Origin of the sequence: Rhizobium sp. BK312, assembly GCF_014193605.1 — a bacterium.
GTDB lineage: Bacteria > Pseudomonadota > Alphaproteobacteria > Rhizobiales > Rhizobiaceae > Rhizobium.
In genome coordinates, this window is sequence record NZ_JACHZP010000008.1 from 278,352 (window position 1) to 305,244 (window position 26,893).

At 60.4% G+C, this 26,893-nt stretch carries 27 protein-coding genes and 1 other RNA gene; 9 read left to right on the top strand and 19 right to left on the bottom strand.

Annotated elements, in window-relative coordinates; genetic code table 11:
* Positions 1-64: 64 nt before the first annotated feature.
* On the top strand, positions 65-1,108 hold the full coding sequence (locus FHT85_RS22795) for a hypothetical protein (protein ID WP_041677656.1): 1,044 nt from the start codon (positions 65-67) through the stop codon (positions 1,106-1,108).
* 3 nt (positions 1,109-1,111) lie between these two features.
* Positions 1,112-2,143 carry a peptidoglycan -binding protein gene (locus tag FHT85_RS22800; protein ID WP_112335091.1) on the top strand — a complete coding sequence of 344 codons (1,032 nt, stop codon included), beginning with the start codon at positions 1,112-1,114 and terminating at the stop codon, positions 2,141-2,143.
* 4 nt (positions 2,144-2,147) lie between these two features.
* On the opposite strand, the gene FHT85_RS22805 is transcribed toward FHT85_RS22800, so the two are convergent.
* From FHT85_RS22805 to FHT85_RS22820, 4 genes are all read right to left on the bottom strand, one after another.
* The gene (locus tag FHT85_RS22805; protein WP_112335090.1) at positions 2,148-3,395 is read right to left on the bottom strand and encodes an RNA polymerase sigma factor; all 1,248 of its coding nucleotides are present in this window, start codon (positions 3,393-3,395) and stop codon (positions 2,148-2,150) included.
* Between the two features lie 5 nt (positions 3,396-3,400).
* Positions 3,401-3,739: a YciI family protein gene (locus tag FHT85_RS22810; protein ID WP_112335089.1), complete on the bottom strand. Its 339-nt coding sequence runs from the start codon at positions 3,737-3,739 to the stop codon at positions 3,401-3,403.
* Positions 3,740-3,987: 248 nt separating this feature from the next.
* Complete coding sequence (locus FHT85_RS22815) at positions 3,988-4,176, bottom strand: YegP family protein (RefSeq protein WP_015341032.1); 189 nt, start codon at positions 4,174-4,176, stop codon at positions 3,988-3,990.
* A 101-nt stretch (positions 4,177-4,277) separates the two neighbouring features.
* A complete protein-coding gene (locus tag FHT85_RS22820; RefSeq protein ID WP_409527347.1) occupies positions 4,278-6,098 on the bottom strand; it encodes an ABC transporter transmembrane domain-containing protein in 1,821 nt (606 codons plus the stop codon).
* 174 nt (positions 6,099-6,272) lie between these two features.
* Here FHT85_RS22820 and rpmE point away from each other — a divergent pair, with 174 nt between their 5' ends.
* Entirely contained in the window at positions 6,273-6,494 is a 222-nt protein-coding gene (rpmE, locus tag FHT85_RS22825; protein ID WP_015341030.1) for a 50S ribosomal protein L31, read from the top strand.
* Between the two features lie 74 nt (positions 6,495-6,568).
* Here the strand turns inward: rpmE and FHT85_RS22830 are convergent, their stop codons facing one another.
* From FHT85_RS22830 to FHT85_RS22845, 4 genes are all read right to left on the bottom strand, one after another.
* The gene (locus tag FHT85_RS22830; RefSeq protein ID WP_112410012.1) at positions 6,569-8,506 is read right to left on the bottom strand and encodes an elongation factor G; all 1,938 of its coding nucleotides are present in this window, start codon (positions 8,504-8,506) and stop codon (positions 6,569-6,571) included.
* 276 nt (positions 8,507-8,782) lie between these two features.
* A complete protein-coding gene (locus tag FHT85_RS22835) occupies positions 8,783-9,298 on the bottom strand; it encodes a DUF1465 family protein (protein ID WP_069611865.1) in 516 nt (171 codons plus the stop codon).
* 384 nt (positions 9,299-9,682) lie between these two features.
* On the bottom strand, positions 9,683-9,874 hold the full coding sequence (locus FHT85_RS22840; protein ID WP_112335086.1) for a DUF1192 domain-containing protein: 192 nt from the start codon (positions 9,872-9,874) through the stop codon (positions 9,683-9,685).
* Between the two features lie 28 nt (positions 9,875-9,902).
* Positions 9,903-11,177 (bottom strand): MFS transporter, encoded by a 1,275-nt coding sequence (locus FHT85_RS22845; RefSeq protein WP_112335085.1) that lies wholly within the window; start codon positions 11,175-11,177, stop codon positions 9,903-9,905.
* 225 nt (positions 11,178-11,402) lie between these two features.
* On the opposite strand from FHT85_RS22845, the gene FHT85_RS22850 reads away from it, so the two are divergent.
* Positions 11,403-11,564: a hypothetical protein gene (locus tag FHT85_RS22850; RefSeq protein ID WP_015341025.1), complete on the top strand. Its 162-nt coding sequence runs from the start codon at positions 11,403-11,405 to the stop codon at positions 11,562-11,564.
* Between the two features lie 48 nt (positions 11,565-11,612).
* Here the strand turns inward: FHT85_RS22850 and FHT85_RS22855 are convergent, their stop codons facing one another.
* The 7 genes from FHT85_RS22855 to tkt all read right to left on the bottom strand — a co-directional run bounded on the left by FHT85_RS22855 (position 11,613) and on the right by tkt (position 21,361).
* The gene (locus FHT85_RS22855) at positions 11,613-12,530 is read right to left on the bottom strand and encodes a PhzF family phenazine biosynthesis protein (protein WP_112335084.1); all 918 of its coding nucleotides are present in this window, start codon (positions 12,528-12,530) and stop codon (positions 11,613-11,615) included.
* Between the two features lie 159 nt (positions 12,531-12,689).
* Positions 12,690-13,856 (bottom strand): serine hydrolase, encoded by a 1,167-nt coding sequence (locus tag FHT85_RS22860; protein ID WP_312861355.1) that lies wholly within the window; start codon positions 13,854-13,856, stop codon positions 12,690-12,692.
* Between the two features lie 321 nt (positions 13,857-14,177).
* On the bottom strand, positions 14,178-15,434 hold the full coding sequence (locus tag FHT85_RS22865) for a phosphoglycerate kinase (protein WP_409527348.1): 1,257 nt from the start codon (positions 15,432-15,434) through the stop codon (positions 14,178-14,180).
* Between the two features lie 118 nt (positions 15,435-15,552).
* The gene (locus tag FHT85_RS22870; RefSeq protein ID WP_112410009.1) at positions 15,553-17,403 is read right to left on the bottom strand and encodes a potassium/proton antiporter; all 1,851 of its coding nucleotides are present in this window, start codon (positions 17,401-17,403) and stop codon (positions 15,553-15,555) included.
* Between the two features lie 314 nt (positions 17,404-17,717).
* Positions 17,718-18,302: a putative glycolipid-binding domain-containing protein gene (locus tag FHT85_RS22875; RefSeq protein WP_112410008.1), complete on the bottom strand. Its 585-nt coding sequence runs from the start codon at positions 18,300-18,302 to the stop codon at positions 17,718-17,720.
* A 2-nt stretch (positions 18,303-18,304) separates the two neighbouring features.
* Entirely contained in the window at positions 18,305-19,315 is a 1,011-nt protein-coding gene (gene gap / locus FHT85_RS22880; protein ID WP_041677653.1) for a type I glyceraldehyde-3-phosphate dehydrogenase, read from the bottom strand.
* A gap of 63 nt (positions 19,316-19,378) precedes the next feature.
* Positions 19,379-21,361 carry a transketolase gene (gene tkt / locus FHT85_RS22885; RefSeq protein WP_112335079.1) on the bottom strand — a complete coding sequence of 661 codons (1,983 nt, stop codon included), beginning with the start codon at positions 21,359-21,361 and terminating at the stop codon, positions 19,379-19,381.
* 399 nt (positions 21,362-21,760) lie between these two features.
* Between tkt and FHT85_RS22890 the strand changes: the two genes are divergently transcribed.
* From FHT85_RS22890 to ssrS, 3 genes are all read left to right on the top strand, one after another.
* Positions 21,761-22,036, top strand: a complete 276-nt coding sequence (locus tag FHT85_RS22890; protein WP_015341018.1) for a DUF4164 domain-containing protein — start codon at positions 21,761-21,763, stop codon at positions 22,034-22,036.
* Between the two features lie 47 nt (positions 22,037-22,083).
* Positions 22,084-22,461: a cell division protein ZapA gene (locus FHT85_RS22895; protein ID WP_015341017.1), complete on the top strand. Its 378-nt coding sequence runs from the start codon at positions 22,084-22,086 to the stop codon at positions 22,459-22,461.
* Between the two features lie 163 nt (positions 22,462-22,624).
* Positions 22,625-22,783: non-coding RNA, 6S RNA (ssrS, locus tag FHT85_RS22900), on the top strand.
* Between the two features lies 1 nt (position 22,784).
* Here the strand turns inward: ssrS and FHT85_RS22905 are convergent.
* From FHT85_RS22905 to FHT85_RS22915, 3 genes are all read right to left on the bottom strand, one after another.
* Complete coding sequence (locus tag FHT85_RS22905) at positions 22,785-22,934, bottom strand: hypothetical protein (RefSeq protein WP_162701009.1); 150 nt, start codon at positions 22,932-22,934, stop codon at positions 22,785-22,787.
* 155 nt (positions 22,935-23,089) lie between these two features.
* Complete coding sequence (locus FHT85_RS22910) at positions 23,090-23,806, bottom strand: SDR family oxidoreductase (protein ID WP_112335077.1); 717 nt, start codon at positions 23,804-23,806, stop codon at positions 23,090-23,092.
* 45 nt (positions 23,807-23,851) lie between these two features.
* Positions 23,852-24,670 carry an SDR family NAD(P)-dependent oxidoreductase gene (locus FHT85_RS22915; RefSeq protein ID WP_112410007.1) on the bottom strand — a complete coding sequence of 273 codons (819 nt, stop codon included), beginning with the start codon at positions 24,668-24,670 and terminating at the stop codon, positions 23,852-23,854.
* Positions 24,671-24,771: 101 nt separating this feature from the next.
* Here FHT85_RS22915 and FHT85_RS22920 point away from each other — a divergent pair, with 101 nt between their 5' ends.
* Positions 24,772-25,635, top strand: coding sequence for a helix-turn-helix transcriptional regulator (locus tag FHT85_RS22920; protein ID WP_112410006.1), 864 nt, complete (start codon positions 24,772-24,774; stop codon positions 25,633-25,635).
* A 30-nt stretch (positions 25,636-25,665) separates the two neighbouring features.
* On the opposite strand, the gene FHT85_RS22925 is transcribed toward FHT85_RS22920, so the two are convergent.
* Positions 25,666-25,989 carry an ArsR/SmtB family transcription factor gene (locus FHT85_RS22925; protein ID WP_112410005.1) on the bottom strand — a complete coding sequence of 108 codons (324 nt, stop codon included), beginning with the start codon at positions 25,987-25,989 and terminating at the stop codon, positions 25,666-25,668.
* A gap of 73 nt (positions 25,990-26,062) precedes the next feature.
* On the opposite strand from FHT85_RS22925, the gene FHT85_RS22930 reads away from it, so the two are divergent.
* Positions 26,063-26,545, top strand: a complete 483-nt coding sequence (locus tag FHT85_RS22930) for an SRPBCC domain-containing protein (protein WP_112410004.1) — start codon at positions 26,063-26,065, stop codon at positions 26,543-26,545.
* Positions 26,546-26,893 lie beyond the last annotated feature (348 nt).

A 26,893-nucleotide genomic window follows, 5' to 3' on the forward strand; every position in this document is an offset into this window, starting at 1 on the left:
CTCTTCAATTCGGCACAATGTTGCTCTAGTCTCGCCTGCGGAAAATGCGGTGGCGGAGCGTGCAATGGAAAATGTGAAATTGGCGGATCTGGGATCGACCGACAATGTGTCGGGCAGCTACGCCTATAAGCTCTCGAGCCCGATGGCCTTTTTCTGGACGATGGTGCTTTTCCTCGTCATCGTCGGCTTTATCGTGGCTATCCTTTTCCGTCAGGCTCAGGTCGCGTTCCTGCACAATCCCGGCCTCAACGGCCTGATCGTCGGTGTGCTGGTCGTCGGCATTCTGCTGGTATTCAACCATGTGCTGATGCTGAGACCTGAGGTTCGCTGGTTCAATCACTTCCGCGCAGTCGGCAATGCGGACAAGGTCGGTCGTAACCCGCGGCTGCTGGCGCCGATGCGGGCGCTGCTCGGCAATCGCCGTGCGATGCAGCTTTCCACGGCGACGCTGCGCTCGATCCTCGACTCGATCGCCACACGCCTCGACGAATCGCGGGACACCTCACGCTATCTTATCGGCCTCCTCGTCTTTCTCGGCCTGCTCGGCACATTCTGGGGTCTGATCGGTACGATCGGCTCGATCAATGACGTCATTCAGGGCCTCGACGCGGGCACCGGCGACTCAGGTGACATTCTGAGCGCCTTGAAATCGGGTCTTTCCGGCCCGCTTGTGGGTATGGGCACGGCCTTCTCCTCCTCTCTGCTCGGCCTTTCCGGCTCACTAATCCTCGGCTTCCTCGATCTCCAGGCCGGCCGTGCTCAGAACCGTTTCTACACCGAGCTCGAGAACTGGCTTTCCTCGGTCACGGATGTCGGTTCCGATATCACGCCGGTCATCGAAAATGCCGCCGGCGCCTCCTCCGAGGATGTACGTGCGCTTTCCGACTATCTGCGCAAGATCGCCGAGGAGGGTGGTGGTCAACGCTCGGTGACCGCGATGGCGAACCTCGCCGAAGGCATTCAGGGCCTGGTCAAGAACATGCGTAACGAACAGCAGATGCTGCGCGACTGGATCGAGGCCCAGCAGGAAGAGGCGAAATCGATGCGCCGCACGCTCGACCGCCTCGCCGACCGGATCAGCCATACCGAGAAGACCGGGAGCAAGTAAGCCATGGCGCTCGCCCGCAACCGACGCCACCAGAGAAGCGTCGACTATTGGCCCGGTTTCGTCGATGCGCTGTCCACGCTGCTCATGGCGATCATGTTCCTGCTGACGGTATTCGTCGTTGGCCAATTCATCCTCAGCCGCGAAATTTCCGGGCGTGACGAAGTGCTCAATCGCCTCAACAGCCGCATCAACGATCTGGTGCAGCAGCTGGCACTGGAAAAAAGCGGCAAACAGGATCTGGAGGATGCTGTCGCCAATCTTCAGGCATCGCTATCCTCGGCGGAGACTGAGCGCTCGCGGCTGCAAGACCTTCTCGCAGCAGGCTCCGGCAGCAGCCAGGCTGCGGAAAAGCGGGCTGGATCGCTTTCGCAGGAGCTTGACGATCAGAAGCAGGTGAGCGCACGGGCGATGAGCCAGGTCGATCTCCTCAATCAGCAGATTGCCGCCCTGCGCAACCAGATCGCCGCTATCGAAGCTGCCCTTCAGGCATCAGAAGCCAAAGATCAGTCATCGCAGGTGAAGATTGCCGATCTCGGCCGGCGGCTGAACGTGGCGCTGGCACAGCGCGTACAGGAACTGAACCGCTATCGTTCCGACTTCTTCGGCCGCTTGCGCGAGATCCTTTCGGATCGGGATAATATCCGCATCGTCGGTGACCGCTTCGTGTTCCAGTCCGAGGTGCTTTTCCCGTCCGGCGCTGCCGATCTCAATCCGGCGGGCCAGGCGGAGATGACCAAGCTTGCCACAGCTCTCATCGATCTTTCCAAGGAAATTCCGCCCGAGATCAATTGGGTACTGCGCGTCGATGGCCACACCGACAATGTGCCGCTTTCGGGCAATGGCCGTTACCCGGACAACTGGGCTCTGTCGTCGGCGCGCGCCATCGCGGTCGTCAAGTTCCTGATCTCGCAGGGTGTGCCCGCCGACAGGCTCGTCGCTGCCGGCTTCGGCGAATTCCAGCCGATCGCACCGGGCGATACGCCGGATGCTCGCGCCACCAACCGCCGCATCGAGCTGAAGCTGACGGAGAAGTAATCGATCATCGCTTCGGCGATGCGATGCCATCGAGGCGTGCCTGCAGGAATTGCCGCACGGCTTCGCTGTCGCTGAGGCCGATCGCGGTGCGGTATGCGTGGGAGGCGTTTTCTTCATCTTCGGCTTCGGTCAGCAGGTGGGCGCGCACGGCCCAATAGGGCTGATAGTTGACGATTTCGCGCTCGGCTATCCGGTCAAGGAGAGCCAATCCCGCAGCAGGACCTTCCACTTTGCCCGTCACCGCGGCATAGCTGACGCGGGCGCCGACGGTCGGTTTCATCATAACGAGCGCCTGATAAAGCTTGGCCAGAGCTGCCCAGTCAGTGATGCCCGAGCGTCGCCGGTCGGCATGCACGGACTGGATCGCAGCCTGACACTGGAAGGGGCCGAAGCGCTCGAATGCACCCGTCTTTCGTAATAGATTGTCGGCTTCCGCGATCATTTCGACGTCCCAAAGGGCCATGTCCTGCTGGTCGAGAGGGACATATCGTCCATTCGCGTCGCGCCGCGCTTCACGACGGGATTGGCTGTAGAGCATCAGCGACAACAAGCCTGCCGCCTCCGGTTCCTCGGGCATGGTCGCAAGCAGCGTGCGGCCGAGCCAGATGGCTTCATCCGCTAAAGATCTTTGCTTGCCGATCTCTCCGTCGACACCGTCCCAGCCGAGGCCATAGGCTGCATATATCGCCGAGAGCACGCTTTCCAATCGGTCCGGCAGTGCGGACCGCTCCGGAACGATGAAGGGAATATGTGCGTCGCGGATTTTGATTTTTGCCCGTACCAGCCGCTGGCTCATGGCTTGCGGCGAAACGAGGAAGGCCTTGGCTATGGTTGCGGCATCGACGGCCAGCACGGATTGCAGCATCAGCGGGGTGTGAGCCGAGCGATCCAGAGCCGGATGGGCGCAGACGAAGAGGAGCTTCAGGCGCTCATCCGGAAAGGTGGAATTGTCGGCATTCATGCGTTCCTCCGCTTCTTCGAAGGCCATCATGATCCTGTCGCGCGCTCCGGCCCTGACGTTCTCGTGCCTGACGCGGCGAAGGAGGTTACGCTTGGCTGCAACCAGCAGCCAGGCCTCCGGATTGTCGGGAATGCCGCGTTCCGGCCAGGTGCTCAACGCTGCCGCGATCGCATCCGACAAAGCATCCTCGGCCGCCGGCACGTCGCGGAAGCGCGCGGCGAGAAAGGCGATCAGCTTGCCATAGGATTGACGCGCCGTTTGCTCGGCGGCGCGTCCGGCATCCAACTCCATGATGGCTACATCTGCAATCGCGGCCGTATCTCGACTGAACCTTGCTGGGAGATCGGGACGCGCAGCGCCCATTCCAGCGCGGCATCGAGATCCGGCACATCGATCAGGTAGAAGCCGCCAAGCTGCTCCTTACCTTCAGGGAAGGGACCGTCCTTTACTTCATGGTCCTCGCCCTGGCGACGGACAACCGTTGCCGTCTCGGGCGCCGTCAATCCCGCGCCTCCCGTCATGATGCCGGCCTGGACAAGCGCCTGGGTGTAGGCGATCCAGCCGTTCTTATAGGTCGGATCGGCGCGACGCCCAAAATCCTCGGCTGATTCACGGATGATCAAAGCATATTGCATGAGATGGGTCTCCCATTTGCAGTTTTGACGATGGCCGGACGGCGTACCCCGAAAGCTGAATGCCGGAATATACAACACCGCTGGCAAAACGGCTTCCTGCCGCTTCGAGATAATGAGCCGCGGGCCTGAGTGAATTCGACACTCGCGAAAAGATTTCTTGAAATTCGCCGCAGAAAAATCAAAACGACCGGCATGCCCAAAGGGCAGCCGGCCGTTAATGGCTTTGCAGCAAGTGCGTGACGCGAAAATTATGCGGTAGCGGTGGTCTGGTCGTCGATGACGGCGCCGCCAACGTGAGCCTTGATCGATTCGATAGCATGCAGGGCCGAGGCCTTTGCCTTATAGCCTTCCGAACCGAACATGGTTTCGCCGTTCGAGGCCTTGAAGCGGAAGCGAAACTCGCCGGCCTTGTCCTTGTAGACTTCAAATTTATACATGGTGCACGTCTCCTAGAATCGCGTCAGCGCGGGATAACGCTGAAAATCTAGCTCAACTTTGAAACTATTTCCACAAGGTTGTATTTGAGACGACTTGCCCGCTATTTCGCGACGAGCATGTGGTCCTCGATGCCGGCATCGAATTGCAGGCGCGCGAGCTTGGCGTAGATGCCGCCGTGACGGATCAGGCTCTGGTGCGTACCTTCCTCGACGATGCGGCCCTGATCCAGCACCAGAATGCGGTCGGCCTTGAGCACGGTCGCCAGGCGATGGGCGATGACGAGGGTCGTGCGCGCCTCCATCAAGCCCTCCAGCGCCTTCTGAACAAGGGTCTCGCTTTCGGCATCGAGCGCAGAGGTCGCTTCATCGAGCAGCAGGATAGGCGCGTTCTTCAAGATGGCGCGGGCGATGGCGACACGTTGGCGCTGGCCGCCGGAAAGGGTGACGCCGCGTTCGCCGACCTGCGTATCATAGCCCATTTCGAGGCGCGAAATGAACTCGTCCGCCTGCGCGGCAATCGCGGCGGCGCGTACTTCGTCGCGCGAGGCGCCCGGGCGGCCGAAGGCGATATTGTCATGGATGGAGGCGGCGAAGATCGTCGTATCCTGAGGGACGATGGCGATGCGTTCGCGCAGCGCATCCGGCAGCACGTCGCGTGCATCGACACCATCCAGGGCAACGCGGCCCTTCTGCGGATCGTAGAAGCGCAGCAGTAGCGAAAAGATGGTGCTCTTGCCGGCACCCGATGCGCCGACGATCGCGACCGTCTCCCCCGGCTTCACGGAGAAGGAGAGCCCGTGCAGTGCCGATCTGTTCGGTCGTGACGGGTAAGAGAAATGGACGTCGGAAAATTCCACCCGGCCCTGCGGCGGCTGTGGCAAGGGCAGGGGATTGGCCGGGGCGGCAATGGGTGAGACTTCTGCAAGGAGCTCGCCCAGGCGATCGGCAGCACCTGCGGCCTGGGAGAGCTCGCCCCAGACTTCCGACAGCGAGCCGAGCGAGGAGCCGGCGATGACGGAATAGAGCAGGAACTGGCCGAGCGTGCCGGCCGACATCGTGCCGGCGAGAACATTCTGCGCACCGACCCAGAGAACCGCGACGATGCTACCGAAAACCATGGCGATGGCGAAGCCCGTCAGCAGCGAACGGGATTTGATCGCCGCTCGCGCCGCCTGATAGGCATCCTCGACGGCGCTGCCATAGCGCTGCGCCGCTGCGTCCTCGCCATTATAGGCCTGGATGGTGCGGTTGGCCGCGATGGTCTCGTTGGCATAGGCCGATGCCTGCGCCAGCGTCTCCTGCGCGGCCCGCGAGCGCTTGCGTACGGAACGGCCGAAACTGACCAGCGGCAGGACGATGATCGGGATCGCGATCAGGACGATGCTGGAGAGTTTCGGGCTGGTGACGATCATCATGATCACGGCGCCAAGACAGAGGATCAGGTTGCGCAGCGCGACCGAGGCCGTGGCGCCGACTGCGGACTTGATCTGCGTGGTATCGGCCGTCAGCCGCGAGACGATCTCGCCCGATTGATTGACATCGAAGAAGGAGGGCGACAGCCGCGTCACGTGATCGAAGACTTCGCGGCGCATGTCGGCGACGATGCGCTCGCCGATGGAGATGACGAAATAATAGCGCAGCGCGCTCGCAGCCGCGAGCAGCAGCGCCATGATCATGATCGCTACGAAATAACTGTCGATCAGAGCGCGGTCGGCTTGATCGAAGCCGTGATCGATCATGCGGCGGACGGCGACTGGCAAAGCAAGCGAGGTAACGGCAGCGATGACGAGCGATATGATTGCCCCGGCCACCATGCCTCGATATCGCCTGAGGTATGGCGTCAGTCGTCCGAGGGGACGGATTGAACGGGTTTTCTTTTCCTCAGCCTGGCCAGTTTCTGACAAGTCGTCTCCAATCCCCATATCAGCAAGGGACTCGGCGTTTCGCCCCTTGTTATCGCCGCTGCCTTCATGTATAGGCACGCCATCTTAATTGGAAGCCGTGGCCTTTAACGGACTGCGGCTTCATTTATTCAATCGGTTCGGTTGCCGCAATGCCTTGCGACAAATGGACCCTGGCATGACAGGAAGATTGTTATGAAGGCCAACATTCATCCCGACTATCACACCATCAAGGTAGTCATGACCGACGGTACCGAATATGAAACCCGCTCGACCTGGGGTTCTGAAGGCGCTGTCATGAACCTCGAAATCGATTCCAAGTCCCATCCGGCTTGGACCGGCGGCAACCAGCAGCTGATGGACCGTGCCGGCCGTGTTTCGAAGTTCAACAAGCGCTTCGGCGGTCTCGGCATCTAATCGCATTGCGATTTGCCGCTTGAAAAGAGCCCGGTTTTGCCGGGCTTTTTTGCGTTGATACGGAGCCTCGTTCCTCATCCCACACGCCGCAGGTAATCGGCACGGTCGAACGGATTTACGGCTGCGCGCTCCCGTACACGGTGCGGACCCGATAGTGGCGCATAGTGATCGAAGGCGTGTTCCAGGACGCCGGCTCCGCCCGACAATCCCGGCAATTGCCTTTGGAGCGTCTGGATCATCGATGATGCCACCGTGCCTTCCAGCCGGGCCAGTCCTTCGTCGATCAGCGATTTTCTCATCGAGGCGCCGGATTTTGCGAGCAGGCTGTGCACACCAGCCAAAGCCGTTGCCGGTATCTCGACGTGAAAATGCTCGATGGGTTCGCAGAGGATCGTTTGTGCCGATGAAAGCGCTGATGCAAGCACCAATGGCGTCAGTTTGCGGAAATCCACCGCCGTGCTCGCCGGCGAAGTCTGTCGAGCCGCCGTCATGGCGACATGGCAGTCGATGATCTGCCAGCCGAAAAGACCTTCCTTGAGTGTTTCGAACGTGGCTTCCTCGACTGCCCGGTAGAAGCTTGCGGGCATCTGGCCGACATCTACTTCCAGGGCAAAGTTGTTGCCGGCGCCTTCCGGTCGCGGCTCGACGCGCAAGCCGACTGTTGCGAGAAACGGATTGGGCTCCTTGAATATGTGCTCAACCGCGCTTCCCGTTCCAGCCAGCCTTTCGACATAGATGACGGTGCTTTCCTCGAAAGCTATATCCAAGCCGAATTCCGTGGAGAGCGTTGCCTGGATGACCTCCTTCTGCACTTCGCCATAGAGTGAGACGTATATCTCGCCGGTTTCCTCGTTGGAGCGCAGGTTGATGAGCGGATCCTGTTCTGCAAGTTGCGCCAGAGCTAGCCAGAGTGCTGCATTTTCCGAAGGGCGCATCGGGCGGATGCGGGTTTCCAAAGTGGGCGGCGCAAAGTGGCGAAGCGTGCCTGGCCGGCTTTCGATGCCGATCCAATCGCCGATACGGGCGTTCGGAAGACCGCCGACCTTGGCGATCTGTCCGGCGCTGATCTGCGCGACCTTTTCCGCCTTGCCATCCCGGAAGAGCTGGAGGCTGCTGATCTTTGCCGGGCCGTTCGTGGTTTCGATATCGTCGCGAAGGCCGATCGTGCCAGACGCCAGATAGAGATAGGCGAGCTTCTCGCCACCCCATCCGCGTTCGATCTTGAAGATCGTCCCGGAAACCGGACCGTCATGGTTCGGCTGACGGCTGGGCAGCAAAGCCTGGACCGCCGAAATCAGGGTAGGGATGCCGAGGCCCCGTGTCGCCGCGCCGGCGAATGCCGGATGAATCAGAGACTTCCTCACCTGATCGACAAGGGCTTGCTCCAGCCTCTGCCGTGTCAGGCGCTCGGGAGCTAGAACATAATCCTCCAGGAAGAGCTCGTCGTTGACCGAAAGGGCTTCGCAGACGCGCGAGAAATGCGGATCGCTTCCGAGATCGGCGGTTTCCACCGTGGCGAGCCTGCTACCGGCATCATGGACGATCGACATCGCAATGGGGCGAACCGCCAGCTGGCTCGCAATATCCTGAAGCACCTCATCATAGCGGGCGCCGAGGCGGTCGACCTTGTTGATGAAGAAGATGAAAGGGATGCTGAGGCGGCGCAATACCCTGACGAGCACGCGGGTCTGCGATTGCACGCCCTCGACTGCCGAAATGACGACCACGGCCGCATCGAGCAGCTGCAGCACCCGTTCGATCTCGGCAATGAAGTCCGGATGTCCCGGCGTATCGATGAGGTTCACCGTGACGTCACCGACGGTAAACGAGACCACCGCGGCGGCAATGGTGATACCGCGCTGCCTTTCGAGTTCGAGGCTATCTGTCTGCGTGCTGCCGGCGTCGACGCTGCCGAGCTTGTCGATTATGCCGGTATCAAAAAGGAGTCGCTCCGTGAGGCTAGTCTTGCCCGCGTCTACATGGGCGAGGATGCCCAGATTCAATGTGCGCATGGTTCATCATCTTCTCAGAATTTCGGATTTGATTTTCGTGAGAAGTGAGTCGGCGCATTGGGTCCTCCACGCACATTCGATATCGGCTCGCCCACCCCTTGAGAGAGGCAGGCACTCTCTTTTTACAGAGGTTTCGCTGAGATCGTCAAGCTTTGCCCGCTTGCTACTTGCGGTTTAACTCCCCGCGCACGGCTTTTCGAAGAGATGAATGACTGCTCAAAACAAAACCGGCCGCGCAGTGCGCGACCGGTTCGAATTCATAGCCGATGGTAGGGCTTAGTTGCCGCCGAATGCGGTCTGCAGCAGGGTCAGCTGTGCCTTGACGCTATTCTGGTTGTCCGGAACGATGGCCGCTTCCGTAGGACGATAGATCTCGCGATCGAGGATGGCGACGCGGTTCTGCAGGCGCAGCGAACGCTCGACGAGATCGCGGAAGGATTCCGGCAGGTCATTCCAGCCGGGTGCCGTGCGGTCGACGTTGAAGCCGTCGAGGCGAACCTTGTTCTTTTCGGCCAGCACCTGATCGCGCGACATTTCGCCATTGTTGACGGCGCGCTGGAGCAGCAGCCAGGAGGCCATCTGCATAAGACGGGTCGTCAGCCGCATAGATTCGGCGGCGTAGAGTACGGAGGCCATGCGCGGCAGAACCTTGGAAGCGGCGCGGCCCTGGCCGTCGAGATAGCCGGCAGTTTCTTCGACCAGCGACATGCCTTCAGAATAGAGCGCCCTGAACTGCGCCGACGATGCGGCGTGGCCAGCAAAGCTGATCGTGTTCAATCCAAGTTCCGACATCGAATAAATCCCTGCTTCACGCAACACTTTTGTTCAGGAAAGGCCGGTCAAGTCCCTAAGAGCTTTCGGCATCCGCTTTTATGACTTTAAGATGGTTGTTTTAACTGAAATTCGCAAGGCGATTCTTAAGAAAGGGTTAATCTCCACAGTTTCGGCAAGGTCCGTGATACAGGACAAAAAAGAAGAGCCGCAAAAGCGGCTCTCAAGGTAAAACAGGGAGAAAAATCAGACCAATTCGCCAAGTGGAGGAACTGTCTGAGTCCAGAGCGAATCTGGATGGTCCTAGTAATATGTCGTAAAGCTTAATATTCAGTTGACCATGCCTTGATCCAGGACAGCGCCGCCCAAATTTTGTGCTGCGGCGATGCACCTTGGAACGATGTCTCAGAAGCGGAAAAGGCTATCCGCCGCCTTGCGGCCGGAGGTCTTGGTGGCGATTTCCTCTTCCAGCCGGGCGATCTCACCCTGAAGCAATGCAACGCGGCTTTTCAGCTCATCGACCGATAGTAACGACAGGTCGCTGCCGATCTCGTGGGCGGACGGCTGCTTGGGACGATCATCATCGAATACGCTCATTTCGGCTCCTCCTTCCCTTCAAGAGGGATCAAGTGCCGTAATTTACAGTTATATCGTCCTTTTTTGAAGTCTCGCTCCGCGCGAGCGACATACTCTCCGGCGTGATCATCTGCGCGTTGGCCGACGGCATGGTCGTATAGGCATCGCGATCGCCTGCCGGCTTTGCGGCGCGCATGCGGCTGCGGAAGATCGAATAGGAGGTAATCAGCACGTGGGCGATGGCCGTGACGAAGAACAATGAGTAGGGGCCGATGGAGGACATGACCGGGCCGCTCAACGTCGGGCCGATGATCGTGCCGATGCCGTAGAGCAGCAGCAGGCCGCCCGAAACCTTGACGAAATCCTCGGGCGCAGCGAAGTCGTTGGCATGGGCGACGGCGATCGGATAGAGCGTGTTGGCGACGGCGCCATAGATGACGACCATGCTGATGAGGAAAGCCGGGCTGCCCGGCTTCAACAGGAAGAGCAGCAGGCCGTCGAGGGCTGCGATCGCCGCCATGCCCGCGAGCACATAGCGGCGGTCGATGCGATCGGACAGGCGGCCGGCCGGCAGCTGCATGACGGCGCCGGCAAAGATCGTCGAACTCATCATCAGCGCGATATCGCTTTGCGAAAGGCCGGCCTTAGCGCCGAAGACGGCGCCGAGCGTGCCGTATGCGCCATTGGCGATGCCGACAAGCAGGATACCGATCGAGGCGACCGGCGAATTGCGGTAGAGCGCCTTCAGATCGAGGCTGACGGCCTTCAGCGGCTGCGGCGAGGCGGCGGTCGACAGCGTGGTCGGCAGCATGGCGATACAATAGCAGATGCCGCACACCATGAAGAGGATGGGCGTATGGACATCGGCAAAGGGCACCATCATCTGGCCGGCGACGGCGCCGATGAGGGTGATGCCGATATAGAGCGAGAAGATCGCGCCACGGCTTTCATTGGTGGCGCGTTCGTTGAGCCAGCTCTCGATGATCATCGAGGTGCCGGCCGTGCAGAAGCCGGTCACGGCACGCAGCGCCACCCACCAGATTGGGTCGACGATGATGCCGGTCAGAAGCGCGATAATGGCGATGACGGAGATGAAGCCCGAAAAGGCGCGCACATGGCCGATACGTCGGACCAGTTTCGGCGCCGTCAGGCAGCCGAGCACGAAGCCCGTCGCCCACGTCGTGCCCAGCAGGCCGAGGGTCGTCGTCGCATAGCCTTCGGCCGTGCCGCGCACAGGCAGCAGCAGGCTGTGCAGACCATTGCCCGTAAACAGGAACAGCGTGCCGAACAGCAGAGCGAGTACCGGCAATATGTTTCTTTTCATGCTCCCCACCTTCACGCGGCTCCGTTTGGGAGCCCGAAAGACAGGATCGCGCCCTGCCTGTATTCGCTATTGATTGTGTCCCGGATTGCCGCTATCGGCGTGTAGAAACAGTCTGTTGGCGCGGAAAAATGTCCGTCGTATGACGATTAGAGCATGATCGCGAAAGGCGTGCAGCGGTTTTTGGTCGCGGCTGCTCTCACTCTTGCATAAATGGGGAAAAATAGCGTGACAAAAGCCATAGCGGTGCTGCTCCTGCTCGCCATGGCGGTGCACATCATCAAGCCTTTGGGGCTGCCGGGCCTGAGGCGCAGGGCTGATTTCTGGAAGATCGCCCTCTTCGCCTTTGCCATCTGGACGGTGGCGCTCGTCATCAACGAGGTGTTTTAGGGCATTTCAGATCGATTTCGGGGCTTCAGCTCCGGCATGCGTCGCTTCCTATACCCGGATCTCTCCGCGCATGACGAAGACGCTGCTGCCGGACAGCAAGACTTCATTTACCGTACCGGCAGATTTTTTGACGTCGACGCCGATGACGCTGCGTCTTCCCATTTCCACGCCCTGTTCAATGGTGATTTTTACCTCTGCATCCTGTGCCGGCAGCAGGGACGTCAGATAGGCGCCAATTGCGGCGGAGGCGCTGCCGGTCGCCGGGTCTTCCGTGACATTGTCGAGCGGCGCAAACATGCGGGCGCGGATAGCCCATGGATTTTCGGCGGAGCGCACGTAGAGAAAGAGCGAGAAACCGGTCTTGTCCTCTTTGTGTCGCGCAGCTGCTTCGGCAAAAACGGCGGCATTCGGCCATGCTTTGCCAAGCGTTTCCAGGCTGTCCAGCTCGGCAAAGGCGAAAGGCAGGCCGACGGATGCGAAGGTCGGAGTATGCGTCGTATGGCGGATCGATTGCGGGTCGATCTGTACGCAGCGTGCAATGAGTTCGTCGGCAATCGTCTCGCCGACTGAAAGTCGGCCCGGCGCGCGAATGCTTGCGCTCGAGACCACGCCATCGTTGCGCAACAACGTCACTTCCACAAGGCCGGCATCCTCTTCGAAAATCAGTCTGTCGCCCGTAGGCCTTCCGAAGATCGCCCGCTGCTGACCGAGAACGAAGGCGGTGCCGACATTCGGGTGGCCAGCGAAGGGAATTTCTGATGTCGGCGTGAAGATGCGAACGCGCGCGGTGTGCTCGGCGTTTTCGGGCGGCAGCACGAAGGTCGTTTCCGAATAACCGAACTCGGCCGCGACCTTCTGCATGGCGTCGCCGCTGAGGCCACGCGCATCGGGGATGACCGCCAGCGGATTGCCGACAAAGCGTTCGGACGTGAAGACATCGACGGTGGCATAGGCGATAGTGTTCATGGCGGCCCCAGAGCTTTTGCAGATCTGCGAGGATTTAGCCGCTGCTCGGCGGATGCTGGAAGCGGGAACTTGTGCCGGTGACAACTTCACCAGCGGTCTCCTTTGGAGGCCGGGCTTCGCGTATCAACTTGAAAGCCGGGTCACGCGATGGCGATCGCGTCAATTGTTCTGAAACTGCTTGAGCACGCTGGACCAGAGCTCGACAAGCTCCGCACTGCCTGCATCGCCGGGCTTGGCACGGACCGCAGTGTGCACCAGGACCAGATGTGTTGCCGGATCGACGAGAATGCGCTGGCCGGCTCGTCCGTCCAGAAAGAACGTTCGGCGCGGACCGGGCATCAGCCAGGTCTGATAGCCGTAGCCCCAGGGGTTCGTTTCGTGATTGACAGCGAGGAACGAGCCCTGCTTTACCGGTTCCGTCGCATCCAATAGCCATTGACGCGGGATGATCTGCCGCCCGTTCAAGGCTCCGTCATGGGCGAGCAGCATGCCGAAGCGGGCATAGTCGCGAAGCGTCGCGCTGAAGCAGCAGTAGCCGACTTCCTGACCTGTTTTGTCGACCTGCCAGTTCGCGCTGGCTTCGGCGCCCATCGGCTGCCATATCCGGGACTGAAGATAGTCCGCCATGCTCATATGGGTGGCGTGGGTCAGGACGAGGCTCAATCCTTCGGTATCGAGATTGCTGTAGTGCCAGACCGTATCGGGAGGCGCCACCCGCTTATTGAAGCGGGATATGGCTGTGATGGGGTCGAGCTTTTCCGGGCCCAGCAGGGAATTGCTGAGGTGAACGTTGTCGTCGGGGTTGCCGAAGTTTTCCGTGAAGGCAATGCCGGAGGCCATGTGCAGCAATGCGCGGATCGGCGTAACGCCCATCTCCGTGCCTTTCAGCTCCGGCACATAGGTCTCAACCGTATCGTCGATCGAACGGATGGCACCTTCGGAAATTGCAATCCCGATCATCATGCCGGTCAATGTCTTTGCCAGGGATTGCGAGACAAAGTGGTCGTGATCGGTGCGGCCGTATTGATAATGTTCGAACAGGATCGTGTCGTTGCGAGCAATCAGCAATCCCGTGGTGGGATTGGTATCGAGATATTTCGACAGGGAGGCGGTCTCAGCGCCGAACGTGAACTTCACCGAAATCTCGGACGGGGCGCGTAAAAGCTGTAACGGATGCTCGGCGGGGGCGATCGTGTGCGTTGGCGCAAGCTGATCGGCATGGGTGAAGTTGCCGATCATGTTGCGTTGTTCGCTGAGCGGCAGGCCGACGGGATAGCCGAGTTTCTCACCGTAAGCTTCCGCATCCGGTCCAGTCGGAGAAAACACGGGAACAGCTGCACGCACCTGTTGGGCTTGAGCAATATCTGTTTGAGCGACCAGGACTACAGCAAGAACGGCGATAAAACTGCGCCAGGCCAGCATATGGCAACCCCTCTATTCGGCCCTTCATTATAATCGGACCTAGTGCCGCGCTTTTGTAACATCCATTTGACACGGTTTGCTTTCCGATATCACAGCAAAGCTGATCTTGTCATTGTGGCATATGTAACTTGCTCTGTTCTGAACGTCGGACGTTATTGCCATAAAGCAAAAAGCCCCGGCCGCATCACGACCGGGGCTCTTCATTCATTCGAAGTGCCGGCTGATTTACTTGCCGGCCTGCAGAACAGCGACGCCGGGAAGGACCTTACCTTCCATCCATTCGAGGAACGCGCCGCCCGCCGTCGAGACATAGGTGAAGTCATCGGCAACGCCGGCGTGGTTCAGCGCCGAAACCGTGTCGCCGCCGCCGGCGACCGAGGTCAGCTTGCCGGCCTTGGTGCATTCGGCGGCATATTTGGCTGCCGCGACCGTTGCTGCATCGAAAGGCGTGATTTCGAAGGCGCCGAGCGGGCCGTTCCAGACGAGCGTGGTGGCGCGGCCGATCCAGTTGTTGATCGCTTCGACCGATTTCGGGCCGACATCGAGTACCATGGCATCGGCGGGGATCGCTTCGATCGCGACGACTTCGTTTTCTGCGCCGGCCTTGAATTCGCGAGCGATGACGCCGTCTTCCGGCAGCACGATCGCGCAGCCGGCCGTGGCGGCTTCGATCATGATCTGCTTCGCGGTCTCGGCGAGATCGTGTTCGCAGAGCGATTTGCCGACATTAGTGCCGCGCGCAGCGAGGAAGGTGTTGGCCATGCCGCCGCCGATGACAAGCGCATCAACCTTCTTCACCAGGTTCATCAGAAGGTCGATCTTGGTGGAAACCTTGGCGCCGCCGACGATGGCGACGACCGGGCGGACCGGATTGCCAAGGCCCTTTTCCAGGGCTTCAAGCTCTGCCTGCATCGTGCGGCCTGCATAGGCCGGCAGCAGGTGGGCGAGGCCCTCGGTCGAGGAATGGGCGCGGTGCGCGGCCGAGAAAGCGTCGTTGACGTAGATATCGCCATTGACGGCGAGCGCCTTGGTGAAGGCTGCGTCGTTCTTTTCCTCTTCCTTGTGGAAGCGGGTGTTTTCCAGCAGCAGGATGTCGCCATTGTTCATCTTGGCAACGGCGTCGGCAGCTGGGGTGCCGATGCAGTCAGAGGCAAAGAGAACGGCATGATCCAGAACTTCCTCGACGGTCGGCACGATGAGGCCGAGCGAAAGGTCCGGGGAGGGGCCATCCTTCGGGCGGCCAAAATGGGCAAGCAGAATGACCTTGGCGCCCTTTTCGGACAGTTCGAGAATCGTCGGGGCGACACGCTCGATGCGGGTCGCATCGGTGACCTTGCCATCCTTGACCGGCACGTTGAGGTCAACGCGTACGAGTACGCGCTTGCCGGAGATGTCGGTAAGATCGTCGAGAGTTTTGAAGGCTGCCATGGGAGGATCCGATATGTTGGTGGCGAAAAGCGCGCCGACCATACTACGGATGATCGGAGACGCAAGAACCGTTCGGCGTTTCCCGGGATTGCCGAACGGTTCTATCTCCTTCGGTTTTCACAATTCCGAACGGAAAACCGCCGCGCATTTTTCCAGGGATTGCTCAGGGCATTCAGGCGTCGTTTTTACCCGGTGTTGATTCGTCCGAAACGGCTTCATGCGTGCGCTCGCGGCGCTTCTGCAGATAAGCCCGGATGCTCTTCAAAATATCATGGAGATTGATGAAGATCGGCATGATGACGGGCGGTTCCACCGCCTCGAGCGACATGCCGACGGATTGGATATGATCGTTCTCGTCGAGATCGCGGACGATGAGGATAATCTCGCCCAGACGAACGCGATCCGCATAGTCGGCCTTGCCACCGAGGCGATGGCGCATGAGCTCCGCTATGGTCAGCCCCTTCTCCTGTTCGCTCAGCAATTCTGGTCCATAGGCAGCGTCGAGATCGGCGGCGGGGCGCAACGGCGATATCGAGAAGGCACCGAAGAATTCGGCATCCTCGGGATCGACCGGCGCGCGGCTGGCGAAGATGCGGTCGAGAAGGCGCGAATAATTGGGAGAGACGAAAAGATAGACGATATCGTTTTCGCGCAGGCGGCCGGCATATTGATAGCGCATGGACTTGCCGTCGCGAACGATGAGCGACGGTGTCGCCCAACGCGGAATGCGTTCGCCGCGCAGGACCGGGCTGTCCTTCACGACGCGATAGGAGAGGAGTTCGTGGTTGACCGTGCCCGGCAGGTCGACTTCGACCTTGTCGATCGCACCCATGCGCGGGGGAACGATGAGGCCAAGCCGGCGCGCCATGGGTTTGATGGTCCAGCCCTGTACGAGCAGCGACACCAGCACGACGATGAAGGCAACGTTAAAATAGGTCTGGCCCGCCTGCAGGCCGCCGAGGATCGGCATGATCGCCAGAAGAATGGAGACGGCGCCGCGCAGACCGACCCAGGCGACGAAGCCGGTTTCCCGCTGCGTATAGTCGAAGGGCAGCACGCACAGCCACACGGCGATCGGCCGGGCAACGAAGATCAGGAACAGCGCCAGCGCCACGGCCGGGATGGCGATTGCCGGAAATTCCGATGGGGTGGCGAGCAGGCCGAGCACGAGGAACATGATGATCTGCGCCAGCCAGGTCATGCCATCCTGGAAACGCTTGATCGAGGCGGAGGCTGGCAGCTTGCGATTGCCGGCATAGATGCCTGCGACATAAACGGCCAGGAAGCCGCTGCCGCCGACGGCACCGGTAAACGAGAAGACGAGGAGCGCCAGCGCCAGTACGAAGATGGGCGTCAGGCCGCGATCCGTCTCCAGGCGGCTGACGATGAGGACGATCATCATGCCGCCGAGCAGGCCAAGAATGACGCCCAGCCCCATCTGCTGGACAAATGTCGCGAGCATGGCGAGGTTGATGCCGGCATAGCCTTCGCCGCTTGCCAGGAGCTCGACCAATGCGAGTGTCAGGAAGATTGCCATCGGATCGTTGGTGCCGGATTCGACTTCCAGCGTCGAGCGCACCTTGTCACGGATATTGATGCCGCCGATGCGCAGAAGGAAGAAGACGGCGGCCGCATCCGTCGAGGCGACGATGGAGCCCAGCAGCAGGCCCTGCAGCCAGGTGAAGCCGAGCAGCCAGGTGGCGGCGAGGCCGAACAATGCGGCGGTTACGATGACGCCAACAGAGGCGATGGTCAGCGCGGGTGCCGCAGCAAGCTTGAAGGCCTGGATCGGCGTGCCGTAGCCGGAGTCGAAAAGAATGATGGCAAGCGCCAGGGAGCCGAGGATATAGGCGAGATAATTGTTGGAGAATTCGATGCCGAGCCCGTCGGTCCCGGCGGCAAGGCCGATCATGAGGAAGAGCAGCAGCAAAGGCGCGCCGAAACGGAAGGCGAGGAGGCTGGAGAAGGCTGCAATGAGTATGAGAACCGTGCTGATCAGCACGATAATGTAAAATGCCTCCACCTTTTCCCCTTTCCGTGCGCCGCTGCTGGGGCTAAAGCCCCGAATGCCGGAAACCCCCAGTGTCCATCATGCCGCCGCGCCTGGCAAATTGGCAAACACGGAAATCGTTCGGAGCAGAGTTCAGACAATGAAACTCTTTCCGACGACTGCATCGTCATGGTGTGATGCGCCTTGCCAGAACGGCAAAGCGGCGTGAAATAGCCTGGAAGACGTCCTGATTCAAAATTTACTGGTAAATCTGGACCATAGCAGGGCAGGAGGATGAAAAATCGAAATGTTTTTAAGAGGATGCACGAGCGCACATTAGCGGGCGCTCAGACGGCGACGCGCCTGAAATAGATCGGATAATCGATTACCAGCCCATCTTCGTCGACCGGAAGATCGACGGTGAAATCCCTGTCTTCGGCGGCATAGCGATAAAGTTTCCCTGGCACGATGCAGGTGTAATGTTGTCCGTCGCGCACCGGCTCGAAGGTGTCGAACGGTATATAGAGCATGGAGAGCTTGGCGGTTCCGTCTTGCGGTGTCATCTCCAGCCGGCGGATCGGCAGGCTGTTGGTGAAGGGCGAACCGTAAAGATCGATATCGACGCAGCCATCGAACTGCGGCAGGGCCACGCCATCCTCGGTACGCCAACGTCCCTTGCCGTCAGAGACCAGCGCGAGACGGCGTCCGTCGGTGGTTTCGACCGAGAAGGAAAGAACGGCCCAGCCGGCGGAGCAATCGATACGATAAGAGACGCCATAGGGTGTGCCGCCGCGGCCACCAATAATAATGCCGGCGGCGCGGATAACCGCAGCGCCGGCATTGTCGATAGGAGCGATCGTGAGGTGCTCCAGCCCATCTCCTTCCATGGGACGCCAGCGGACTGTCGTCGGAAGGAGCGGGCGGAAGGCCATGGTCAGATCAGCTTTGCGAAGGCAACGGCCGTGTCGGACATGCGGCTGGAGAAGCCCCACTCGTTGTCGTACCAGGACAGGACGCGCACGAAGTTGCCTTCCATGACCTTGGTCTGGTCGGTCGCGAAGATCGACGAGTGGCTGTCATGGTTGAAGTCGCGGGAAACCAGCGGCTCGTCGGTGTAGCCGAGGATGCCCTTCAGCTTGCCGTTCGATGCAGCCTTGATGGCTTCGTTGATTTCGCCGACCGTCGTTGCCTTCTTGGACACGAACTTGAAGTCGACGACCGAGACGTTCGGCGTGGGAACGCGGATCGACGTGCCGTCGAGCTTGCCCTTGAGGTGCGGCAGAACGAGACCGACAGCCTTTGCGGCGCCCGTCGAGGTCGGGATCATGGACAGGGCTGCGGCGCGGGCGCGGTACAGGTCCTTGTGCATGGTGTCGAGCGTCGGCTGGTCACCGGTGTAGGAGTGGATCGTCGTCATGAAGCCGTGATCGATGCCGACGGCGTCGTCGAGAACCTTGACCACCGGCACCAGGCAGTTCGTGGTGCAGGATGCGTTGGAGATGACCAGGTGCTCCTTGGTGAGCTGGTCATGGTTGACGCCGAAAACCACGGTCAGGTCGGCACCGTCGGCAGGAGCCGAAACGATGACGCGCTTGGCGCCGGCCGTCAGGTGAGCGGCAGCCTTGTCGCGGGCGGTGAAGATGCCCGTGCATTCCATGGCGATGTCGACGCCGAGATCGCGGTGCGGCAGGGTTGCGGGGTCCTTGATCGCCGTGACCTTGATCGGCTTGCCGCCGCCCACGATGATCGAGTCGCCTTCGACCTTCACTTCGGCGGGGAACCTGCCGTGGATGGAATCGTAACGCAGCAGGTGAGCATTGGTCTCGACCGGGCCGAGGTCGTTGATGGCAACGACTTCGATGTCGGTACGGCCGGATTCGACGATTGCACGCAGGACGTTACGGCCGATGCGGCCAAAGCCGTTGATGGCTACTTTTACAGTCATGAATGTCACTCCCTTTCATTCAGGGTGTTTATCTATTGGATTTGAGAGCGCTTGTCAGCGCCCTCAGGAAAGCTTTGCCTCAGCGGCGGCGACAACAGCCTCGGTGGTGATGCCGAAGTGCTTGTAGACGTCCTTGTATGGAGCCGAAGCGCCAAAGCTCTTCATGCCGATAAAGGCGCCTTCCGGTCCAATGAACGCATCCCAGCCTTCGCGAACGCCGGCTTCGACGGCAACCTTGACCGGCGAGTTGCCGATGACTTCCTTGCGGTAGGCGTCCGGCTGCTCGAAGAAGAGCTCGGTGCAGGGAACCGAAACGACGCGCGTAGAGACGCCCTTGCCTTCAAGAACGGTGCGGGCGGCAACGGCGAGTTCGACTTCGGAGCCCGAAGCGAAGATCGTCACCTTGGCATCGGCATTGCCGGCCAGCGTGTAGGCGCCGAGTTCGCAGAGGTTCTTCTCGCTGTACTCGGTACGGGCGGCCAGCAGGTTCTGACGGGTCAGAGCAAGGCCGGACGGACGGTTGGTCGTCTTGATGGCGATTTGCCAGCATTCGGCCGTTTCCGTTGCGTCCGCCGGGCGGAAGAGCTGGAAGTTCGGGATAGCACGCAGGCTGGCGACCTGCTCGACCGGCTGGTGGGTCGGGCCGTCTTCGCCGACGCCGATGGAATCATGCGTCAGGACGTGGATGGCGCGGATGCCCATCAGAGCGGCGAGGCGCAGCGGCGGACGGCAATAATCCGAGAAGATCAGGAAGCCGCCGCTATAGGGGATGAGACCGCCGTGGAGCGCGATGCCGTTCATGGCAGCAGCCATGCCGTGTTCGCGGATACCCCAGTGCATGTAGCGGCCGGAGAAATCGGTCGGGGTGATCGACTTCATCTGGCTGGTCTTGGTATTGTTCGACGGCGTCAGGTCGGCGGAGCCGCCGAGCGTTTCCGGAATGAAGCCGTTGATGATTTCCAGCGCATCTTCCGATGCCTTTCGGGTTGCGAGTGTCGGCTTGGTTTCCGCGAGCTTCTTCTTGTAGTCGCTGATGGCGGCGTCGAAGCCGGCAGGCAGCTTATGATCGAAGCGGCGGGTGAACTCTGCCTTCTTGGCCGGGTCGGCGGCAGCGAGGCGGCCCTCCCAGGCTTCGCGGGTGCCGACGGAACGTTCGCCGGCAGCGCGCCATTCGCCGAGGATGTCGTTCGGAATGACGAAGGGCTCATAAGGCCAGTTGAGCGCAACGCGGGTCGCGGCGATTTCCTCGGCGCCGAGCGGCGAGCCGTGGACCTTGTGGGTGCCCTGCTTGTTCGGAGCGCCGAAGCCGATGATCGTCTTGCAGGCGATCAGCGTCGGGCGGTCGGACTTGTGAGCGGCTTCGATGGCGGCGCTGATGGCGGCCTGGTCGTGGCCGTCGACCTCGATCGTATTCCAGTGAACGGCCTTGAAGCGCATGATCTGGTCGGTCGAGTCCGAAAGCGAGACGGCGCCGTCGATGGTGATGGAGTTGTTGTCCCAGAACAGGATCAGCTTGTTGAGCTTGAGGTGGCCGGCCAGCGCGATCGCTTCATGGCTGATACCTTCCATCAGGCAGCCGTCGCCGCACATGGCGTAGGTGTAGTGATCCTGAAGCTCGGCGCCGAACTCTTCGCGCAGCTTGCGCTCGGCGATCGCCATGCCGACAGCGTTGGCAATGCCCTGGCCGAGCGGGCCGGTGGTGGTTTCGATGCCGGTGGCGTGACCATATTCCGGATGGCCGGCGGTCTTGGAGCCGAGCTGGCGGAAGCGTGTGAGCTCATCGACCGTCATGTCCGGATAGCCGGTGAGGTAGAGAACCGAATAAAGCAGCATCGAGCCGTGGCCAGCCGACAGAACGAAACGGTCACGATCCGGCCAAAGCGGGTTCTTCGGGTCGAAGCGCAGATATTTGCTAAAGAGAACGGTGGCGACATCAGCCATCCCCATCGGCAAACCGGGGTGACCGGAATTGGCCTTCTCGACAGCATCCATGGCAAGGAAACGGATCGCATTTGCCATCCGGTCGTGTTGTTCGCGAGAGTTCATGGGTTTTTCCGCAGTGTTCCGGGTTCGGGGGATGGCCGCACGCTTGGGAGGGAGGCCATCGGTTAAAGGCGGGTGAAGTGAGGCGCTCTTCCGAACGCCATTTCCAACGTCGCCTCAGGCGGTCGAGACATAGCAGTTAGGGCGAGCAAGTCAACAAATCGAGGGCTCAATCCGACTCCCTTGCGGCAATTTTTTAACATTTGCCCGTTCACTTTTACAAAAGACGACAATCATGCGACAAGGCCTGTGCAGACGGCAAAGGCGGCATTCATCCACAGAATAGGGGCCCTGCCACATGACAGCCTTTATTGACGTGCTGTTGCCGAGTTGAATATTGTTGCGAAATCAGACAAGTGGCCGGATGTTTTGATTCGGGCCTTGCGCGGAGAAGCGAAGGGTATGACACCTTCAGGCAAAACGGTGGACGCGGCGCTCGCCCAGTTACGCCAGGCGCTTTCGACTTTGGAGAGTGCCGTCGACGGACGGTTCGAGCGGGAACGGGCGCAGAGCGATATAGAAGGCGAGGTCCGCAGGGTTCACGCCGATCGGTCGCGCCTTGCCCAGGAATTGGATCAGGCCGAGTTCCGGGCGAACCGGCTCGAAGAAGTCAATCGTGAAGTGTCGCGCCGGCTGGTTACGGCGATGGAAACCATAAGAGCCGTGCTGGACCGCTGATCCCTCGGGAGGCAGCCGTGCCGGAGCGGCAGTGATCGGAAAGTCGAATGGCGCAAGTAACGGTAACGATCGACGGCAAAGCCTACCGGATGGCCTGCGAAGAGGGGCAGGAAGACCATCTGACGGATCTTGCCAATCGCTTCGACCGCTATGTCCTGCATTTGAAGAGCCAGTTCGGTGAAATCGGCGATCTCAGGCTGACTGTCATGGCCGGGATCATGATCATGGACGAGGTATCGGAATTGACGCGACGGGTCTCCGCGCTGGAAGCCGAACTGGAGTCCCTGACCAGCAATCGTGATACGACGCTCGCTGCCAATGCCCGCGCGGAGGAAACGCTCGCCAGTGTGATCGACGAGGTGACGACACGCATCCACGGCATCACCGAGAAGCTCCTGGAGCGGCCGGGCATCGAGCAGGTCTAAAGCGCATCGCGAGCTTTCAGCCTCGCTTCTCTCGCTTTAGATTCGATTTTACGCATGTCGCGCAAAACCGCTGCTCACTTTTGCGCGATATGCTTTGAGTTATTTCTGCGGATGCCCGATGCGGCCCTCTGGTGCAGCGGCACAATTCGCTCTATATAGTTCAGGCGGTCTGCGCTTCCCGACAGGAACCACAATCCCTGGGGCCATACTCGATCCAAAGGGAGCTGTCCCTGACTAGGCCCGTGGGCCTGGACACACGGTGCCCACCTACGTTTGTAGGCACCCAGGATCGTAAACATCCATCGGTCGTCGTGGATCGCTCTTCAATTTTCTGGACGATTGCCAAGGAAAGCGCCGCGCAGCTCTATCGCCGCGCTGGCAACTTTCGTCCGCAGATAGGCACCGCGTTCAAGTTCGGTGCGAATGCTTGCGCTGCGCAGCAGCGGCAGATCTTGGTGAGCAATCAAGCCCACCAGGCGCGCGACCGCCCTTTAGTCGCGCCCCGCTTCGAAGGTTCCTCAGCGGCTCAGCTCGATCCATCTGGTTGAAATCGTCACGCATTTGCGGGCGGGCGTTCAAAACAGCTGAGGACGCCATCGCCGCTGCCGGCTGGCGATGGCTCTGGAGATTATTGACCGAGGCGGATGCCGCCGTCACAAATCAGCGTGTGGCCGCTCGTAAAGCCGTTGCCGATCAGGAAGGCGATGGCTTCGGCTATTTCTTTGGGCTGGCCGACACGACCGACGGGTGTGCGCGCTGCGAAGCCGGCAAACGTCGGCTCTTTCTGATCTGCGCTCAGGAAGTCCCACCAGGGGGTGTCGACAACTCCCGGTGAAACGCAGTTCACCCGGATCGGCTTGAGCTCGACGGCGAGAATCGGCGCCAAGGCGGCAATGGCGGCATTGATGGCTCCGAGCCCTGCGGTTCCGGGCATCGCCGCCTGTGCCGATACGGCGGAGACGAAGGTGATGCTGCCTTGCTTCGACAGATAGGGTAGGCAGGCCTGGGCACAGGCGAAATGCGCCATCGTCTTCTGCTCGAAACCTTTCCTGACGTCGGCAAGATCGACCGTGGCGAAAGGTCCGGCGCCATTGCCGCCGCCCAATGCCAGGACGAGATGATCGAGAGGGCCGATTGCCTCAAAGGCTTCCGCAAGGCCCGAAAGGTCGGCGGCGTCAATGGCGACGGCAGTGAAATCGCCGTTCAGGCTTTGTGCGGCGTCCTGGAGTTTCGCCTTATCGCGGCCAGTGATCGTGACGCGATAGCCTTTTTCGAGAAGATGGGCGGCAGTCGCAAGACCGATACCGGAGGAGCCGCCGACAATAGCTACGTGTTGAGACGACATGGATGTCTCCTTTCTAGAGGCTGGGGAGGGGCAAGGAATAAGGTCTCAGACCAGGCTGGTAAGGCTTTGGCTGAGTGTTCGCAGGTTGCTGCGCGCAGTTGCGTCATAGGCTTGAGCAGAGGCGCGCGATGGGCGCAGTCCGTCGTAATAGAGGCCGGTGTGTCCTTCCAGAGCGGTGCCGGCGGCCAGATTGAGGATGGCATCGGCCCCTTGCTCGACTGTGCTTAGCGGCGCAACGCCTGCCTGGCGCACCATGGTCGTGTCCATATAGGTCGCCGGGTGCAGGCAGTTGGCGGTGACGCCGGAGCTGGCAAGCTCTTCGGCGAGATCGAAAGTGAACATGATCTGCGCCAGCTTGCTCTGGCAATAGGCGCGCACGCCGCTATAGCCGCGCGTCAACATGACATCGGAGAAGTCGATGGCCTGCTGGCCGACGGAAGATACATTGACGATGCGGGCGGGAGTGCTTGCCTTCAACAGAGGCAGGAGCCGGCGCGTCAGCAGGAAGCCGGCAAGATAATTCACCGCGAAGCGCAGCTCGTATCCGTCTCGGCTTACCTGGCGCCCTGTGCCGCCGCCACTGGTGCCGATGCCGGCATTGTTGATCAGAACATCGAGGCGATCGTAGTCGCGCTCGATGGCGTCGGCCAGAGTGCGGACCTCTTCCAGTGAGGAAAGGTCGGCGAGGTAATAGGTCGCTTTGCCGCTCTTGTCCTGAATGCTGGAGACCAGTTCTTCCGCGCGGATCTTGTCACGGCCGTGAACGATCAGCCTAGCACCTGCCGCTGCCAGTCGTTCTGCAACCCTGCGCCCGACACCATCCGTCGAGCCTGTAATCAGAACCGTCTTGCCGCTCATATCCATAGCAACCGCCTTCTCGTTGTCTGCATGATGATATTTGGCAGCTTACAGACGCGGCAAACAGTTCTGACTTTATCCTAGTATTGATCCTGCTATGATAGGGCATGACCATCAACCAGAGCCAGACCATTCTCGAAGCCAGGCGTCGCGAGTTCGGCGCCTTTCTGCGCTCCCGCCGGGAAAAGCTGACGCCCGCCAGCGTCGGGCTTCCGGAGGGGTTCCGGCGGCGCACGCCGGGGCTCAGGCGCGAGGAAGTGGCGCTGCTCGCGGGTGTCGGCACCACCTGGTACACTTGGCTGGAACAGGGGCGGGACGTTCGTCCCTCCGCAGAGGTTCTATCGGCGCTGGCCGACGCGCTGCGGCTCGATCCGGTCGAGCGGCGGCATCTCTTTACGCTGAGTGATCGGCCATCTGTTGACACCCCGTCGCGCGGGCCTGAGGAGGTGCCGGATGCGCTTGTGCGCATGCTTGCAAGCCTTGCCGGCCAGCCCGCCTATGTTCTCGGCCGCCGTTGGGATGTGCTGGCCTGGAATGCCGCGGCTGTTGCAGTTTTCGGTGATTATGCCCTGCTGCAGGGGGATGCGCGCAACAGCGTCCATCGGGTGTTTACCGACCCTGCCCACCGGCAGCTTCTTGTCGATTGGGAGATCGTGGCGGCGAATTCGCTGGCGATGTTTCGCGTCGACAGTGCCCGTTACGCCGGCGATCCTGATTTCGAGCGGCTGATCGCTACCTTGATGCAGGCGAGCCCCGAATTTCGCGCCTGGTGGCCGAGGCAGGATGTGCTGCGGCCGCTGACGGGTCACAAGCGTCTGCGCCATCCGGAGGGCGGCTTGATGACATTCGAATATACCGCGCTTGCCGTCATGGACCGTGCCGACATGAAGCTGGTCGTTTATACACCGCTCGAAGAAGACGGGACGAGCGACAGGCTGAAACGTCTGTTGGGCCGCGCCAGCGCAGCGTAATCCGGCTTTCTCCGAACCCAACCGTCTATTTTAGCTCTCCAGATCGTTCTTCAGCTGATCGAGGATGGAGAGGGCATGGCCGGCATAGGCGCTGATCCAGCGATCATGGATCTGCTTGATCGGCAGGCTGTTCAGATGGTTCCAGCGCTCGCGACCATCCTTCTTGGCAATCACGAGATCAGCTTCTTCCAGCACTTTCAGATGCTGCATCACGGTGCAGCGGTCCATATCCGTGAAAGTCTCGCAGAGCATGCCCGTCGTGCGTGGCCCATCCTTGAGCATGTCCAGAATTTCGCGCCGCCGCCGATGCGCAAGGGCCTTGAAAATGAGGTCGCTATCCGATTCGTTTGACATGTTATATTTTTATAACATAATGGGGCCATTCGCAATGGAGCGATAACGACAGACAAATATTGGAGGAGATGCCATGACATTGAATGTTCGGATTTCAGGACGGATCGGCCGCAAGGTGGATGAAGTCTTCGATGCTGTCGTCAACCCGAAGAAGCTTTCGAGCTACTTCACCACCGTCGGCGGGGCGAGCGCGCCCCTGGTGGCGGGAACGACCGTCATCTGGTGGAAGAATGCCCCCGTCGAGGTCAGTGAGGTGGAGGCCAACAAGCGCATCGTCTTTCACTGGGACGGCGGCACCGGCGAAGACGGCGTCCGTTACAGAACCAAAGTGGAGATGACCTTCGATGCGCTGGAGGATGGCGGCACGCTTGTCATCATCGAAGAAAGCGGCTGGCGCGAGGACGAGGCCGGCCGCCGCGGCACCTATCTGAACTGCGAGGGCTGGACGCAGATGCTCTGCTGCATGAAAGCCTTCGTCGAATACGGGATCAACCTGCGCGAAGGGTTCTTCCTCAGCGAGATGCGCGGCGAGCCGGCGGAAGCGCCTGATCGCTGAGTTCCGGCAAACCCGTATCGCCGGTCACTATCGTCTCGATCCCTTTCCTGGCTATCGGTCAGTGGCCCGGTGCCGATTTCGGCGCCGGGCCAATCTGTTTCCGGATTCTGCTACCGGGGAGGGCGGTTGATGCCGTGCGATGGATATCCATCTCACGTTGTAGTAGGCTTCGGACAATCGGAAGAAGGGCGGTATTGGCGGTGGGGGCGCTCAGGATGGGATGGGAATATCACTTTTGTGTGTGGATAAGCCCAAAAGCCGGGTGAATGACAAAATCCTTTAAATAATAAGAGATTCATTGCTGGCGGGACGGGGCCTGCGCCAAAATTGCCTAAATTCAGAACGATG

Bases quoted from the DNA above. Each gene is read 5' to 3' on its own strand.
- FHT85_RS22795 (WP_041677656.1), top strand. From the start codon at position 65: ATGGAAAATGTGAAATTGGCGGATCTGGGATCGACCGACAATGTGTCG.
- FHT85_RS22800 (WP_112335091.1), top strand. From the start codon at position 1,112: ATGGCGCTCGCCCGCAACCGACGCCACCAGAGAAGCGTCGACTATTGG.
- FHT85_RS22805 (WP_112335090.1), bottom strand. From the start codon at position 3,395: ATGGAGTTGGATGCCGGACGCGCCGCCGAGCAAACGGCGCGTCAATCC.
- FHT85_RS22810 (WP_112335089.1), bottom strand. From the start codon at position 3,739: ATGCAATATGCTTTGATCATCCGTGAATCAGCCGAGGATTTTGGGCGT.
- FHT85_RS22815 (WP_015341032.1), bottom strand. From the start codon at position 4,176: ATGTATAAATTTGAAGTCTACAAGGACAAGGCCGGCGAGTTTCGCTTC.
- FHT85_RS22820 (WP_409527347.1), bottom strand. From the start codon at position 6,098: ATGGGGATTGGAGACGACTTGTCAGAAACTGGCCAGGCTGAGGAAAAG.
- rpmE (WP_015341030.1), top strand. From the start codon at position 6,273: ATGAAGGCCAACATTCATCCCGACTATCACACCATCAAGGTAGTCATG.
- FHT85_RS22830 (WP_112410012.1), bottom strand. From the start codon at position 8,506: ATGCGCACATTGAATCTGGGCATCCTCGCCCATGTAGACGCGGGCAAG.
- FHT85_RS22835 (WP_069611865.1), bottom strand. From the start codon at position 9,298: ATGTCGGAACTTGGATTGAACACGATCAGCTTTGCTGGCCACGCCGCA.
- FHT85_RS22840 (WP_112335086.1), bottom strand. From the start codon at position 9,874: ATGAGCGTATTCGATGATGATCGTCCCAAGCAGCCGTCCGCCCACGAG.
- FHT85_RS22845 (WP_112335085.1), bottom strand. From the start codon at position 11,177: ATGAAAAGAAACATATTGCCGGTACTCGCTCTGCTGTTCGGCACGCTG.
- FHT85_RS22855 (WP_112335084.1), bottom strand. From the start codon at position 12,530: ATGAACACTATCGCCTATGCCACCGTCGATGTCTTCACGTCCGAACGC.
- FHT85_RS22875 (WP_112410008.1), bottom strand. From the start codon at position 18,302: ATGGCCTTCCGCCCGCTCCTTCCGACGACAGTCCGCTGGCGTCCCATG.
- gap (WP_041677653.1), bottom strand. From the start codon at position 19,315: ATGACTGTAAAAGTAGCCATCAACGGCTTTGGCCGCATCGGCCGTAAC.
- tkt (WP_112335079.1), bottom strand. From the start codon at position 21,361: ATGAACTCTCGCGAACAACACGACCGGATGGCAAATGCGATCCGTTTC.
- FHT85_RS22890 (WP_015341018.1), top strand. From the start codon at position 21,761: ATGACACCTTCAGGCAAAACGGTGGACGCGGCGCTCGCCCAGTTACGC.
- FHT85_RS22895 (WP_015341017.1), top strand. From the start codon at position 22,084: ATGGCGCAAGTAACGGTAACGATCGACGGCAAAGCCTACCGGATGGCC.
- FHT85_RS22910 (WP_112335077.1), bottom strand. From the start codon at position 23,806: ATGTCGTCTCAACACGTAGCTATTGTCGGCGGCTCCTCCGGTATCGGT.
- FHT85_RS22915 (WP_112410007.1), bottom strand. From the start codon at position 24,670: ATGGATATGAGCGGCAAGACGGTTCTGATTACAGGCTCGACGGATGGT.
- FHT85_RS22920 (WP_112410006.1), top strand. From the start codon at position 24,772: ATGACCATCAACCAGAGCCAGACCATTCTCGAAGCCAGGCGTCGCGAG.
- FHT85_RS22925 (WP_112410005.1), bottom strand. From the start codon at position 25,989: ATGTCAAACGAATCGGATAGCGACCTCATTTTCAAGGCCCTTGCGCAT.
- FHT85_RS22930 (WP_112410004.1), top strand. From the start codon at position 26,063: ATGACATTGAATGTTCGGATTTCAGGACGGATCGGCCGCAAGGTGGAT.